11 protein-coding genes and 1 pseudogene are annotated in these 13812 nt (G+C 70.4%); 4 read left to right on the forward strand and 8 right to left on the reverse strand.

The window, feature by feature from the left end:
* Positions 1–4: 4 nt before the first annotated feature.
* The gene (locus I4I82_RS21710) at positions 5–760 is read right to left on the reverse strand and encodes an IclR family transcriptional regulator (protein ID WP_218589837.1); all 756 of its coding nucleotides are present in this window, start codon (positions 758–760) and stop codon (positions 5–7) included.
* A 110-nt stretch (positions 761–870) separates the two neighbouring features.
* Positions 871–1692: an IclR family transcriptional regulator gene (locus I4I82_RS21715; RefSeq protein WP_308112817.1), complete on the reverse strand. Its 822-nt coding sequence runs from the start codon at positions 1690–1692 to the stop codon at positions 871–873.
* A 106-nt stretch (positions 1693–1798) separates the two neighbouring features.
* Between I4I82_RS21715 and I4I82_RS21720 the strand changes: the two genes are divergently transcribed.
* Genes I4I82_RS21720 through I4I82_RS21730 form a run of 3 tightly spaced genes read left to right on the forward strand, consistent with a single transcriptional unit; the run spans position 1799 to position 5400 of the window.
* Positions 1799–3175: an MFS transporter gene (locus tag I4I82_RS21720; RefSeq protein ID WP_218589839.1), complete on the forward strand. Its 1377-nt coding sequence runs from the start codon at positions 1799–1801 to the stop codon at positions 3173–3175.
* The gene (locus tag I4I82_RS21725) at positions 3172–4380 is read left to right on the forward strand and encodes an FAD-dependent oxidoreductase (RefSeq protein WP_225920642.1); all 1209 of its coding nucleotides are present in this window, start codon (positions 3172–3174) and stop codon (positions 4378–4380) included. The genes I4I82_RS21720 and I4I82_RS21725 overlap by 4 nt, the downstream gene beginning before the upstream one ends.
* A 12-nt stretch (positions 4381–4392) precedes the next feature.
* A complete protein-coding gene (locus I4I82_RS21730; RefSeq protein WP_218589840.1) occupies positions 4393–5400 on the forward strand; it encodes a VOC family protein in 1008 nt (335 codons plus the stop codon).
* Between the two features lie 136 nt (positions 5401–5536).
* Here the strand turns inward: I4I82_RS21730 and I4I82_RS35040 are convergent, their stop codons facing one another.
* On the reverse strand, positions 5537–5929 hold the full coding sequence (locus I4I82_RS35040) for a hypothetical protein (protein WP_372451371.1): 393 nt from the start codon (positions 5927–5929) through the stop codon (positions 5537–5539).
* Between the two features lie 63 nt (positions 5930–5992).
* Here I4I82_RS35040 and I4I82_RS21740 point away from each other — a divergent pair, with 63 nt between their 5' ends.
* The gene (locus I4I82_RS21740; protein WP_225920643.1) at positions 5993–7285 is read left to right on the forward strand and encodes an IS256 family transposase; all 1293 of its coding nucleotides are present in this window, start codon (positions 5993–5995) and stop codon (positions 7283–7285) included.
* 17 nt (positions 7286–7302) lie between these two features.
* Here I4I82_RS21740 and I4I82_RS21745 read toward each other — a convergent pair whose 3' ends face one another.
* The 5 genes and pseudogenes from I4I82_RS21745 to I4I82_RS21765 all read right to left on the reverse strand — a co-directional run bounded on the left by I4I82_RS21745 (position 7303) and on the right by I4I82_RS21765 (position 13774).
* Complete coding sequence (locus I4I82_RS21745) at positions 7303–7539, reverse strand: hypothetical protein (RefSeq protein WP_218589843.1); 237 nt, start codon at positions 7537–7539, stop codon at positions 7303–7305.
* 513 nt (positions 7540–8052) lie between these two features.
* Positions 8053–9190 (reverse strand): annotated as a pseudogene (locus tag I4I82_RS21750) (XdhC family protein).
* Positions 9183–10364 (reverse strand): vWA domain-containing protein, encoded by a 1182-nt coding sequence (locus I4I82_RS21755; protein WP_218595971.1) that lies wholly within the window; start codon positions 10362–10364, stop codon positions 9183–9185. Before I4I82_RS21755 ends, I4I82_RS21750 begins: the two are co-directional and overlap by 8 nt.
* A complete protein-coding gene (locus I4I82_RS21760) occupies positions 10361–11269 on the reverse strand; it encodes an AAA family ATPase (RefSeq protein ID WP_218595972.1) in 909 nt (302 codons plus the stop codon). Before I4I82_RS21760 ends, I4I82_RS21755 begins: the two co-directional genes overlap by 4 nt.
* A gap of 78 nt (positions 11270–11347) precedes the next feature.
* Positions 11348–13774, reverse strand: coding sequence for a xanthine dehydrogenase family protein molybdopterin-binding subunit (locus tag I4I82_RS21765; protein WP_218590339.1), 2427 nt, complete (start codon positions 13772–13774; stop codon positions 11348–11350).
* Positions 13775–13812 lie beyond the last annotated feature (38 nt).

A 13812-nucleotide genomic window follows, 5' to 3' on the forward strand; every position in this document is an offset into this window, starting at 1 on the left:
AGCTCTACCTGGAAAGCAGAGCCCCGGCGATGCCCACGGCCGCGGCGTGCACGGCGGGTGCGAGGCGGTCGACGTCGATCTGATGCGCCCATCTGGTCACGGACACCGCGGCCATAGCCCGTCGACCGGTGTCCAGCACCGGCGCCGCGACGCAGGCGATACCCCTGGCGGACTCCTCGTGCTCGGCGGCGAACCCGCGCCCCTGCGCGGTGCGGATCTCGCGCAGCACGAGTCCGGGCGCCACGATCGTGCGTGGCGTGCGGCGCTGCAGCGGGTGGTTGATCACCTCCTGCTGGACCGCGTGCGGTGCATGGGCGAGCAGCGCTTTGCCCACCCCCGTGCAGTACGCAGGCATCCGGCCGCCGAGCCGCGACTGCAGCACCGGGCCGTGGCGGCTGCCGAGCTTGTGGACGTAGACGACGTCCGAGCCGTCGAGCACGGCCAGGTGCACGGTGCTGCGGGTGGTCTCGAAGAGGTCTGCGAGGAACGGTCCCGCCGCCTCCCGGAGCCGGTGCTGCTGGGGCGCGAGTGCGCCGAGCTCGAAGAGGCGAACACCTAGACGGTGCCCGTTCTCCGTGCGTTCGACCAACTCCCACTCGGCCAGCTCTCCGAGCAGGCGGTGAGCGGTCGGCTTGGGGAGCTTCGTGCGACGGGCCAGTTCGGCGAGGGTGAGTTCTGCGTCGCCGGGCCGGAACGCCGCGAGCAGGCACAGGGCGCGGCCCAGCTTGGAGGGGCCACCGTGCAACTCGCCAGCACTCATGCGATGCCCGCTCTCGACCTCGGGATGTGCGGCGCGTTCAGGCGCCGGCTGAGGCCACCAGCCTACGATTACGCATCGAGTAACGCAATGCATATTTTGGAACGTTGTTGTCAGTCCTGGACCGGGCACCCCAGCTCGGCCGAGATGGCCTTCGCCGTGGTGAGCAGTTCGGCGCGGATGGAGCGGGCATCGCGGTCGTCGTCGAACCGGGCTGGCATCGCGACGCCGATCACCACCTCGATGTGTTCGTCCGGTCCGAAGACCGGCGCGGAGATGACGTTCAGCCCGGCGATGACGCTTCCGGTGGCGGTGGCGACGCCGGTCGTGCGCACCTCGTCGAGAACCTGGGCGAGGCGCTCGGGCGGGAGATGGGAGCTCTCCTTGCGTCGCTGCTGGGCAGCGAGAATCGGAGCGGTGAGAGGTTCGGGCAAGTGTGCGAGGAATGCCCGTCCGATCGACGAATCCACGATCGGCAGGATCGAGCCGATCCTGACCACGATCGGCAGTGGATACCACCCGTGGTCCTGGCGCACCAGGCTCGGCCCGGCGTCTGTCCACAGCGCGAGGTACACGGTGTGCCCGGTGCGATCGCGCAGGGCGCTGGCATGGCGCGACGCGGTGCCCACCTCGTCGACCCGGCGCAGTGCCTCGACGCCGAGCCGCCTGGCCGCCGGGCCGAGGTTGTAGAGCCCGGTGTCCATCTCCTGCGTGACGAACCCGGTGCGCAGGAGGCTGACCAGGTAGCGGTGGGTCTTGCCCGGGAGCAGTCCACTGCTGGCGGCGATCTTGGACAGTGGCATCGGCCCCCCGCCCTCCTCGAGCGCCGCCAGCACGCGCATGCCGATCTCGACGGACTGGATGCCCTGCTGCTGATGTGGCGTCGTCACCGGTGATCGGGCTCCTCGGGACGGGGGACGCGGCCGGCTCATCATGCCGGACCGCTCGTCGAACCGGCATTCCAGCTACTGGAACGGATCTGTGGGACGCGTTCGGCACGGGTGCCAGGGTTCGCCCGGTTCCGACGAAGAGGTGGTTCTCATGAATGCAGATCTCGACGAGATCATCGGTCGCAGTCGATTCGGTCCGCTGCACCTGCGGATCGTCCTGCTCACCGGTCTGGTGATCCTGTTCGACGGCTACGACCTGACGATCTACGGAGCCGTGGTTCCGCGGATGATCGTCGAGTTCGATATCAGCCCGGCGACCGCAGGCCTGATCGGGAGCGGCGCTCTCGTCGGGATGATGATCGGGGCGATGGTGTTCGGCGCTCTGGCCGACAGGGTCGGGCGACGCAGGCCGATCATCGCGTGCGTCGTGCTCTACACGGTGTTCACCGGCGCGGTGTTCCTCGCGACCACGCCGTGGGAGGTGGGGGTATACCGCTTCCTCGCCGGCCTGGGACTGGGCGGCGTGATGCCCAACGCCGTCGCACTGGTCAGCGAGTACGCACCGGCCCGGCTCCGCAGCACGATGGTCGGCGTCATGTTCAGCGGCTACATGGTCGGTGGGATCGTCGCAGCGCTGCTCGGGGTGGTGCTCATCCCCGCCTACGGATGGAGGTCGCTGTTCCTGCTGGGTGCGCTCCCGCTCCTCGCCGTGCCCCTGCTCGTGAAGTACCTTCCCGAGGCCCCCGCCTTCCTGCTGCGCCGCGGACGTGCTGACGAGCTCGCCGCCACCCTGCGCACCCTGGACCCCGACCTGCCTCCCGCCGGCGAACTCCGGGTGACGGCGGGGGCGGAGCCGGCCGGTGAGCGCGAGGGCCGCGCCCACCAGGGGATCCGCCGGTCGCCGGTCGCGAGCCTGTTCCGCGACGGCTACGGCGTGCACACCGCGATGCTGTGGATCGCGTTCTTCATGGTGCTGCTGATGATCTACGGGCTGCTGACCTGGCTGCCACAGCTCATGATCGAGTCGGGATACCCGTTGGGCTCGAGCCTGTCGTTCCTGATGACGCTCTTCCTCGCGGGCATCGTCATCACCTGGGTCGGCGGGTACCTCTCCGACCGTTACGGGACACGGCCGGTGCTGATCGTCAGCTACCTCGTCGCCGCGGTCTTCGTCGCGGCCCTCGGGTTCCTCGGCGACAGCTCGCTCCTGTGGGTCTACGCATCGGTCGCACTGGGCGGCGGCGCCACCTTCGCCGCGCAGATCTTCGCCAACGCCTATGCCGCCCAGTCCTACCCCTCGTTCGCCCGGTCAGCGGGAATCGGCTGGGCTCTCGGGATCGGTCGGATCGGAGCGATCATCGGCCCGCTGCTGGGGGGCGTCCTGCTGACGGCCGGCGTTCCGCTCTACGTGAACTTCCTGGCGTTCGCTGTTCCCGGGATCATCGCCGCGGCAGCACTGGGATTGATCCGCACCCGCACGGCGGCCGCTCCGCGCACCCCCGTCACCCGACCGTCGATCGGGGCATGACGATGGCGACCACGGACGTCGACATCGCGGTGATCGGCGGGGGTATCGGCGGCCTGACCCTCGCACTGGCATTGCGACAGCGCGGGCTCGAAGCCGAGGTGTTCGAGCAGGCCGATGCCCTGCGCGAGGTCGGAGCGGCCGTCGCGATCGCCGCGAACGGCTCCCGGATCCTGCAGCGGCTGGGCCTTGGTGACCAGCTCGCCGCCGCCGCGGTGGTGCCGACCGCGCTGCAGTACCGGCACTGGCGCAGCGGTACCGTCGTCGCCGACCATCCCGTGGGCGACGCGTACGCGCGGCGCTTCGGCGCACCGTTCTGGGGCATCCACCGGGCGTCGCTCCAGCGGACCCTCAGCGAGGCCTGGGACGTGGAGCGGCTGCACCTCGGCCGGTGCCTGGCCGGAGTGAGCGACCGCGCAGACGGCGTGCTCCTCACGTTCCGCGACGGCCGGACGGTGAACGCCCGGACCGTGATCGGTGCGGACGGTGTGCACTCGCAGGTGCGACGGCACATCGACGCCTCCGTCCCGGTCTACTCGGGCACGAGCGGCTTTCGCGGGATGGTCCCGACCGACGCGCTCCCGTCCCTGCCGTCGCCCTCAGCCGTCCAGTTCTGGATGGGACCCGGCGGGCACGTACTGCACTACGCGGTCGGCGAGAGTGTCAACTTCCTCGCCGTTCTCGACGGCCCGGAGCGGTGGCCGCACCAGGCCGGCCACGTGGATGCGGGACAGGGCGAGTTGAACGCAGCTTTCGCGGACTGGCACCCCGTGGTCCGGGAGCTGCTCGGGGCCGTGCCGCAGAGCCCCAGATGGGGGCTGTTCACGCTTCCGTCACCGCTGCACTGGAGCCGCGGTCGTTCCGTGCTCCTGGGCGACGCCGCGCACGCGATGCTGCCGCACCACGGCCAAGGCGCGAATCTGACCATCGAGGATGCAGCCGTGCTCGCCCGCTGCATTGCCGACGCGGGCCCGGAGGGGTACGAGTCGGCGTTCGGCCGCTACGAGCGGCTGCGCCGACCCCGCGCCCGCGCCGTCCAGCGCGCGTCCTGGGACACCTCGGAGGCCCTGCACCTCCCGGACGGGCCGACCGCCGACATCCGTGACGAGCGTCTGCGCACGCTCGACGGATGGTTGGGCTGGATCCACGGCCATGACCCCGAGTCCCACCCGGCAAGCGTTCCTCCGCTCGCCGATGCCCACCCCTGAAGGAGATCACGCATGACCACCACCGTTCCGCCGAGGTACGAGATCGCACACCTCGCCCACGCCGAACTCCTCACCCCGGACCTGGAGGGCAGCCTGTGGTTCTTCACGGAGCTGCTCGGCATGCGCATTACCGCCCGACACGAGGACTCGATCTACCTGCGCTGCTATGAGGACCCCTACCACCACAGCCTCAAGCTCACTGCGGCCGATCACGCGGGACTGGGCCTGCTGGGCTGGCGCACCACTTCAGCCGATGCCCTGGAGCGCCGAGCGGCAGCACTGGATGCGGAGGGCCTGGGCAACGGCTGGACGACCGGCGACATCGGCGTCGGGCGCACCTTCGCCTTCCGGAGCCCCGACGGGCACGCGATGGAGCTCGTGTGGGACGTCGAGAAGTACAGCGCACCCACCGAGTTGCGGAGCCCGATCCTGACCCGTCGCTCGAAGCGGCCGCTGCAGGGCATGCCCCCACGGCGGCTGGACCACGTCAACCTGATGGCCTCTGACGTCACCGCTCAGAAAGAGGTGTTCGAGCGGACCCTCGGCTTCGGCACACGCGAGCGCGTGATCGACGCGGCGAACGGCGACACCGAGATCGGGGTTTGGCTCAGCGTCAACAACCTGGGGCACGAGATGGCGGTCATGTTGGACCAGACCGGCTCCCGAGGACGCCTGCACCACCTCGCGTTCTGGTACGGCGTTCCCCAGCACAACACCGATGCCGCCGAGCTGTGCCGCGAGTACGGCATCCAGATCGAGGCCGGCCCCGACGTCCACGGAATCACGCAGGGCGCGTTCCTGTACGTGTTCGAGCCCGGCGGCAACCGCATCGAGCTGTTCGGCAACTCCGGGATCCTGCAGTTCGAGCCCGACCACGAGATGGTGACCTGGGACATCAGCGACTTCGACACCGGCCTCGCGATCGGCGGGGCGACGCTGCCGGCCGAGACCTACTTCGTCTACGGGACCCCCGCGAACGCAGGACAGGAGAAGCTGCTCGCGCCGAGTGTGCTGCGGTGAGGCGATGGCATCGCGGTCGTCTGATCAGGAGTTCACCACGGAGGAACGAGATCACCGGGTAGATCCTGGTGGTGCCCACCGGTGCGAACGCCCCTCGCCGCAGCGCGGTGAGGGGCGTTCGTCACGTCGTGCGGCATCACACCAGGTCGAACAGTGCGGCGAGTCCCTGACCGCCGCCGATGCACCTGGTCTCGAGGCCGTACCGAGCGCCGCGGCGGATCATCTCGCGGCTGGGCGTGGCCAGGATGCGGGCGCCGGTCGCGCCGACGGGTGACCCTGTGCATCGCCGAACCCGTCGCATCGACTCGTCGACATCGCTCGGGGTGAGCCCCTTTCGCGGGTGCGGGCGAGGACTGCGAGGCGAACGCCTCGTCCGATTCGATGAGATCGACGTTCTTGAGGGCCACCTCGGTGCGATCCAGGGTCTTCGCGACGGCGGGCACCGGAGCCTGTCAGATGGTCTGTGTAAGAAGATCCTCTTGAGTTGAGGAGTACACAGATGTCCGTGGTCGATGATCAGGACGCGCATCCGCTCGGCGCCGGCCGTAAGGCCGGCGGCGAGCCAGAGACCGCACGTGACGCGGTAAACCGAATGATCAACGCGGGCCTGCTCGACGGGCTGATGTCCAAGGTCGACGCCGGCGAGCTCGCGCTGACCGGCGACGGCGGCTTCCTGCCCGAGATGATCAAGGCCGTGCTCGAACGCGGACTGGCCGCCGAGCAGACCGCGCACCTGGGCTACGAGAAGGGCGACCCGGCCGGGCGGGGAACCTCGAACTCCCGCAACGGCTCCACACCGAAGACCCTCGCGACCGAGGTCGGCGATGTGGCGCTGGACGTACCCCGGGACCGGGCCGGCACCTTCGAGCCACGGCTGGTCCCGAAGGGCTCGCGGCGGACCGGCGGCCTCGACGAGATGATCATTTCGCTCTACGCGGGCGGGATGACGGTGCGCGACATCTCCCACCACCTGGCCCGGACCTTGGGCACCGAGCTGTCCCACGACACCATCTCCACGATCACCGACTCGGTGCTCGAGGAAGTGAAGGCCTGGCAGTCGCGTCCGCTGGAGGAGATCTACCCGATCGTCTACCTCGACGCCCTCATGATCAAGGTTCGGGACGGGCACCAGGTTCGCAACCGGGCCGCGCACATCGCCGTCGGCGTCGACCTCGACGGCGTCAAACACGTCCTCGGGATCTGGGTCCAGGCCACCGAGGGCGCGAAGTTCTGGGCGGGCGTGTGCGCCGAGCTGCGCAACCGCGGCATCCGGGACGTGCTGATCGTGTGCTGCGACGGCCTCACCGGCTTCCCTGAGGCGATCGAGGCGACCTGGCCGCACACCATCGTGCAGACCTGCACCGTGCACCTGCTGCGCGCAGCGATGCGGTTCGTGTCCTACGGCGACCGCAAGAAGGTCGCCGCCGCGCTCAAACCGATCTACACCGCCCCGACCGACGAGGCCGCCCGCCTCGAGCTCGACGCGTTCGCCGAGTCCGACCTCGGCCGGCGCTACCCGGCCGCGGTGATGACCTGGACCAACGCCTGGGAGCGATTCATCCCGTTCCTCGCGTTCCCACCCGAGCTCCGAAAGATCATCTACACCACGAACGCGATCGAGTCGCTGAACTACCAGCTCCGGAAGATCATCAAGAACCGTGGGCACTTCCCGAACGACGACGCCGCGATCAAGCTGCTCTGGCTGGCCATCCGTGACATCGAGGACAAACGAGCCCGGGCCCGAGCCAAGGAAAAAGGCCTACCCGCCACCGCCCGCCGAGCACCCGCACGCCTCGTCGAAGGCGCCGTCGTCCTCGGCTGGAAACAGGCCCTCGGAGCACTCGCCCTCGCCTACCCCGAGCGCATCAACCCCTACCTGTCCTAATCCTGCCCTAGATCGACTTACACAGACTTCTTGACAGGCCCGGGCACCGGGCCGATGCCCGAGGAGAAGAGCCGGCAGCGCTCCCCGGGCATCAGGCCGCGGGGCGGGACCGGGGCGTGTCCCTTCGCCGACTCGATGCGCTCCAGCTCACGAATCATGTCCGCGGCGATGGCCTGGTGCAGCACGGGCTGTTGCAGGATCCCGGAGACGATGCTGCGGACCGTCCGTCGGCTGCTCGCGGCGTGGTGCGGCATGTCGGTCGTCGTCCCGTCCTTATGGTGAACGGTGCGGTGGGCCCGTTCGAGCCGGGAGAAGAAGGCCTCGATGTTGGCTACGTCGCACTCGCCCAGCGCAGTTCGCCGAGCTGGGGGAGGACCTTCTTGTCGAGCCAGTGCGTGTAGATGTCGAGGGTCGAGTCGGCCCGCTTGTCGGCGATCTTCTCCCGAGGCTGGAGTCCGTCCGCAGCGCCTCGACGCGCTCGCCGTGTCGGCGTCGGCGGTCGTCCTGTGCAGCAGCTCCGGGGCCTGGACGACGGCAGGCCGAAGCATTCGCTCTGGCCTGCCGTGTGGTGCGCCGTCAGGGACTTGAACCCCGAACCCGCTGTTCGAAAGTCAAGGCGATGACTAGCCCTCGCAGGGCGCGCTGGTGCTGGTCAGCGGCGGCATCACCGAACGGTGATCATACGGTGGGCGCCCTCGTGAGCCGCCGCGATCGTTGGTAAGCGTCGACCTTCGCGGCAGGCCTTTGAGCGTGTGCGTTCCGACTCTTCATAGAGGTCCGTGGATCGCGCCCTCGCGGGCGCTCAGCGGAACGCCGCTGCCGCCGAAGTGGCGCAGCACGATCTCCGCGGCGATCGACACGGCCGTCTCCTCGGGAGTGCGGGCGCCGAGGTCGAGCCCGATGGGTGAGCACATGCGATCGGTCTCCTTCTCCGTGACGCCGATCGTGCGCAGCCGGTCGAGCCGGTCGTCGTGGGTACGCCGCGAACCCATCGCTCCGATGTAGCCGACCTCTGGCAGGCGCAGCGCGATCTCCAGCAGCGGGACGTCGAACTTCGGGTCGTGGGTCAACACGCACAGCACGGTGCGGGCGTCGATTCGGCCGGCAGCGGCCTCGGTGGCGAGGTAGCGGTGCGGCCAGGCGACGACGACGTCGGCCGCGTCTGGCAACCGGGTCGCGGCCGCGAAGACGGGCCGAGCCTCGCAGACCGTCACCCGGTACCCGGTACCCGAGGAACGTGCCGATCCTGGCCATCGCAGCGGCGAAGTCGATGGCCCCGAACACGATCATGCGCGGGGGCGTCGAGAACGACTCGACGAAGACGTCGAGGCCTGCGCCGTGGCGGCGGGCGTCGGCACCGTAGTGCAGCAGCCCGTTGCGGCCGGTGTCGAGCAGACCGGCGGCGTCCTGTGCGATCACGGTGTCGAGGCGGGCGGAGCCGGTGCTGCCCTCGACGCCGGCCCCGCTGCGTTCGGGTCGGACCACGATCCGCCGCCCGCGGTGCTCGGCCGGTCCGGCGACGACGGTGGCCACTGCGAGCTGTTCGCCTTCGGCCACTGCTGCGGCCAGGTCGGCCAGCTGCGGGAACGACGCGGCGTCGACGCGCTCGACGAAGATGTCGATGATGCCGCCGCAGGTCAGACCGACGCTGAATGCGTCGTCGTCGGAGATGCCGTAGCGCTGCAGCACCGGGGCTCCGTCGGCCAGGACCTGCTGGCCGAGCTCGTGGACGGCGCCCTCGACGCAGCCGCCGGATACGCTGCCCACGACACTGCCGTCGGCGGCCACCAGCATGCTCGCGCCGGTCTGCCGGGGCGCGGAGCTGTAGGTGCCGACGACGGTGGCCAGCACCACCGGTCGGCCGGTGGACCACAGCTCGGCGAGCGAGGTCAGGACGTCACGCACGACGGAGCACCTCCAACAGGTTCTCGAGGGTCGCCAGGCTGTGTCCGGCGAGCAGGGCGTCGAGGTGGGGCAGCGCGGCGACGATCCCGCCCTGCACGGGGACGTAGCCGGACTTGCCGGCGTGCGGGTTAACCCAGACGAGCTGGTGCGCAAGCCGCGACAGCCGCTCGACCTGGAGGCCGAGCAGGGTGGCGTCGCCGCGTTCCCACCCGTCGGAGAACACGACAACGGCGGCGCGGCGAGCGACACCGCGTCGGCCCCAGCCGTCGACGAAGGTCTGCAGGACCTCGCCGAGCCGGGTGCCGCCCGCGCGGTCGAGGATCGCAGTGTCGGCAGCCCGGAGCGCATGCTCGGGGTCGCGCCTGCGCAGCTCTCGGCTGACCCGGGTCAGCCGGGTGCCGAGCGTGAACACCTCGGTCGAGCCAGGGGTGCGGCGGGCGATGACGTGGGCGAACCGCAGCAGCGCGTCGGCGTAGGGCTGCATCGAGCCGGACACGTCGATCAGCAGCACCACCCTACGGGGTCGGCGGTCGCGGTCGCGGCGGTGCAGGTCCCGCAGCTCCCCGCCCAGACGCGTCGCAGCCCGCAGCGTCCGCCGGGGATCCGCGCCGCCGTGCGCAGCGGGACGCCGTCGGCGGGTCCGCCGCAGCGGCGGCTCGGGGCGCAGCCGGGCCAGCAACAGGTGCAGGTGCTCGCGCTCGGCACGGGTGAGCGCGGCGAGGTCGCGATGGCGCAGCACCTCCTCTGTCGACGCTGCGACGGCGATCTCCAGCACCTCGTCGGTACCGTCGGGCGGGTCGTCGGGACCGTGGTCGTCCGCGAGCGGGGCCGGGCGTGGCGGTGGTGGTGTCGCGGTGGGCGGGGCCGTCCGGGTGGTGATCGCCGGGTCGAACCAGGTGGCGAAGGCGAGGTCGTAGCGGGGCAGGTCGTCGGGGTCGGAGCACAGGGTCACCCGGCCGGCCAGGTACGTGGCGGCCCGGTCGGTCACGCCGAGATGGTCGACGGCCCGCAGGAAGGTGACGACCCGGTCGGTCGCGACGGCCATCCCGGCGTGCCGCAGCACCGCGGCGAACCCGGCGAGCGCCGCCGTCGGTCCCCCGGTGGACGTGGCGACGAGCTCCGGATCGACCGGGGCGATCGCATCGGTGCGCGCCGCGTGCACCGGACCGGTCATGACGCCAACTCGTCGCGCAGAACGGCCAGCGCCCGCTCCGCGTCCTCCCGGTACTTCAACACCGCACCGAGGGTGGCCGCGGCGCCTTCCAGGTCGAGTGTGGCGGAGCCGATGAGCTGGAGCGCCTGTGCCCAGTCGAGCGACTCGGCCACCCCGGGCGGTTTGATCAGGCCGATCTGCCGGAGCGACGCGACAGCCTCGGCGACCTGGGCGGCCAGCCGCTCGGGCAGCCCGGGCAACCTGCTGCGCAGGATCTCGACCTCCCTGCCGACATCGGGGTGGTCGAGCCAGAGGTAGAGGCAGCGGCGCTTGAGCGCGTCGTGCACCTCACGGGTGCGGTTCGAGGTGAGCACGACCAGCGGCGGCACCGCCGCCCGGATCTCGCCGAGCTCCGGGATGCTCACGGCGTGCTCGGTGAGCACCTCCAGCAGGAACGCCTCGAACTCGTCGTCGGCGCGGTCGATCTCGTCGATCAGCAGGACGCTGGGCGAGGTCTGCAGGGCCCGCAGGATGGGCCGGGCGAGCAGGAAGCGGGGGTCGTAGAGGGATGCCTCCACCTGAGCGGCGTCGGGGGAACGCCCGCCGGCGCCGGCGCTCGCCTCCAGCGCACGGAGGTGCAGCAGCTGGCGGGGAAAGTCCCAGTCGTAGAGCGCCTGGGCGGCGTCGATGCCGTCGTGGCACTGCAGGCGGATCAGCTCGACGCCCAGGACCTGCGCCAGTGCCTGCGCCAGCGCGGTCTTCCCGGTGCCCGGCTCGCCTTCGCAGAACAGCGGCTTGCCCATCCGCAGCGCCAGGAACGCGGCGGTGGCCAGGTCGTCGTCGGCGAGGTAACCGGTGGTGGACAGTGCCTTCGCCAGCGCCGTGGGCGAGTCCAGCGCCGGCGGCGGGTCGGGTGGGACGGCCACGGGGGTGTCCTCCAGGAGGTGCCGGGCGCGGACGGGGCCGAAGCCGCGTCCACGCCCGGTCGGTGGTGGCGGGATCGGTCAGGTCTCGTCGGCGCCGATCGAGCCCACGAGCCTGAGCACGTAGTCCGGGGTCAGCGGGAGCTGCCTGATCTTCGCGCCGAACGGTGCGAGCGCGTCGGCCACCGCGTTGGCGACCGCAGCGGGCGCGGCGATCTGTCCACCCTCACCCATCCCCTTGATGCCGCCCACGCTGAAGGGCGAGGGCGAGCACAGGCTCAGTACCTCGATCGGCGGGACATCGGTGGAGGTCGGGATGAGGTAGTCCATGTAGGTCGTCGTCAGCGGTTGGCCGTCGTCGCCGTAGACGAACTGCTCGAACAACGCCCCGCCGACGCCCTGCGTGATCGCGCCCTGGACCTGTGCCTCGACGATCATCGGGTTGATCACCGTGCCGCAGTCCTCGACCGCGACGATCCGGTCGAGCGTCACCGTGCCAGTGCCGGCATCGACCTCGGCCAGCACCACGACGCAGCCGTTGGCGTAGGTCGCGGGCGGGTCGTAGAAGCGGGTGGCGGTCAGCAGAGGCTCCTCCGAGCGCACCTCGGAATCCCAGTACGCCGCGAAGGCGACTTCGGCCATCGTCCGTGACGTTCCCGGGGCCCCGGACACCGAGATCACCGAGTCCTCGATCGTGAGGTCCTCCGGGTTCGCCTCGAGCATGTTCGCAGCGACCTTGAGGAGCTGGTCGCGGACGTCGGCGGCGGCCCTGGCCACGGTCGCACCGCCGATCACGGCGCTGCGGCTGGCGTAGGTCCCCAGACCGTAGGGCGCCGACCGGGTGTCGCCGTAGATGACCTTGACATCGGCCATGTCGACGCCGAGTCCGTCCGCGGCGATCTGGGCGTAGGCGGTCTCGTGCCCCTGTCCGTGGCAGGAGGTGCTCACCGCGACGGTCACCGTGCCACCGGGATCGACGGTGACGGTCGAGTTGTCGTGCGACGGAAGCGGGGTGCCGGCCTGGGCCGACGAGTCGCTGCCCCATGCGGTCTGCTCGACGTAGGAGCTGATTCCGAGGCCGATGTAGCGACCCTGCTCGCGCAGGCTGGCCTGCAGCGCACGGAACGCGGTGTAGTCGACGGCTTCGGTCGCCAGCTCGAGCGACTCGTGGTAGCTGCCGCTGTCGTAGAGCTGCTCGGTGATCGAGCGGTAGGGCAGCTCGTCGGCGCGCAGCATGTTGCGCAACCGGATCTCGACGGGGTCGATGCCGAGTCCGCGGGCGATCTCGTCGACGATGATCTCGCGCACGGTGTTCGCGGCGGTCCAGCCCACGCCGCGGTAAGCGGCGACGGGACTCTTGTTCGTCAGCGAGGCCGCGACGGTCTCGTCGAACGCGGCGAGTCGGTACGGTCCCGGGAACGACTTCGCCGCCAGGGCCGGCTCGATCAGGGCACTCTCGGTGTTGAACGAGTACCCGCCGCCGTCGCCGATGAACTCGCCGCGCACCCCGAGCAGAGTGCCGTCGTTCGTCACGGCGACCTCGAGGTTGATGTACTCCTCCTTGGCCTGCGTGGCGGCCAGCAGGTGCTCGTGCCGGTCCTCGATCCACTTCACCGGTCTGCCCAGCTGCAGAGCGATGAACGGGATCGCGATCTCCTCGGGCGAAGTGCACATCTTCTGCCCGAATCCGCCGCCCACCTCCGGGGCGATGACGCGCACGCGGTGCTCGGGCAGGCTCAGCTGCCCCGCGATGACCGAGCGCAGGAAGTGCGGCATCTGCGTGGACGACCACACGGTCATCTGCTGCTCGGAGCGCTCGTAGTCGGCGAGCACGCCGCGGGTCTCCATCGGCGCGGCGCCGTAGCGGTTGTGGTGGAAGCGGATGGAGAACGTGCGGTCGGCTGCGGCGAACGCGCTGTCGGTGTCGCCGTGCCGCTCGGTCTGGCGGTAGATCTCGTTGGTCTTCAGATCCTCGAACAGGAGGGCCGCGTTCGGCGCATTGGCGGCGGCCACGTTGGGCACCGGCGCCAGCAACTCGTACTCGACGGCTGCGCCGAGCTCCTCGGCGGCGTCCTCGGCCGCGTACCGGTCAGCCGCGACGACCACCGCGACGGCGTCGCCGACGAAGCGGACCTTGTCGATCGCGATGACGTTCTGCGGCGTCCGCAGCAGGTTGTCCAGCGCGACGTGGTCGATCAGCGGCGGGACCTCGGCCAGGTCCTCGCCGGTGAACACCCAGACGGATGCGCCGAGCCCGGGGAGCACGGAGGTGTCCACGGAGACGATCCGGGCGTGCGGGTGCGGTGAGCGGACGTAGACGGCGTGCAGCATGCGGGGGAGGACGAGGTCGGCCACGTAACGGGCGGTGCCCGTGAGGTAGCGGGGGTCCTCGACCCGCTTGGCGCGCTTGCCGATCCACTTGTCCGTGCGGATCTTCAGGTGGCTGTCGGTGATGCTGGTGGTCGTCGTGGCGGAACCGGGGGTCGTGCCCGGAAGTGTCTCGGTCATGGGGTGGGGTCCTTCCCCTGAAGGGGCAGCGGTCGGGG

The organism is Pseudonocardia oceani (genome assembly GCF_019263585.2).
GTDB lineage: Bacteria > Actinomycetota > Actinomycetes > Mycobacteriales > Pseudonocardiaceae > Pseudonocardia > Pseudonocardia oceani.

Coding starts and splice junctions, on each gene's coding strand:
- I4I82_RS21710 (WP_218589837.1), bottom strand. CDS start 760: ATGAGTGCTGGCGAGTTGCACGGTGGCCCCTCCAAGCTGGGCCGCGCC.
- I4I82_RS21715 (WP_308112817.1), bottom strand. CDS start 1,692: ATGATGAGCCGGCCGCGTCCCCCGTCCCGAGGAGCCCGATCACCGGTG.
- I4I82_RS21720 (WP_218589839.1), top strand. CDS start 1,799: ATGAATGCAGATCTCGACGAGATCATCGGTCGCAGTCGATTCGGTCCG.
- I4I82_RS21725 (WP_225920642.1), top strand. CDS start 3,172: ATGACGATGGCGACCACGGACGTCGACATCGCGGTGATCGGCGGGGGT.
- I4I82_RS21730 (WP_218589840.1), top strand. CDS start 4,393: ATGACCACCACCGTTCCGCCGAGGTACGAGATCGCACACCTCGCCCAC.
- I4I82_RS35040 (WP_372451371.1), bottom strand. CDS start 5,929: ATGCGCGTCCTGATCATCGACCACGGACATCTGTGTACTCCTCAACTC.
- I4I82_RS21740 (WP_225920643.1), top strand. CDS start 5,993: ATGATCAACGCGGGCCTGCTCGACGGGCTGATGTCCAAGGTCGACGCC.
- I4I82_RS21745 (WP_218589843.1), bottom strand. CDS start 7,539: ATGCCGCACCACGCCGCGAGCAGCCGACGGACGGTCCGCAGCATCGTC.
- I4I82_RS21755 (WP_218595971.1), bottom strand. CDS start 10,364: ATGACCGGTCCGGTGCACGCGGCGCGCACCGATGCGATCGCCCCGGTC.
- I4I82_RS21765 (WP_218590339.1), bottom strand. CDS start 13,774: ATGACCGAGACACTTCCGGGCACGACCCCCGGTTCCGCCACGACGACC.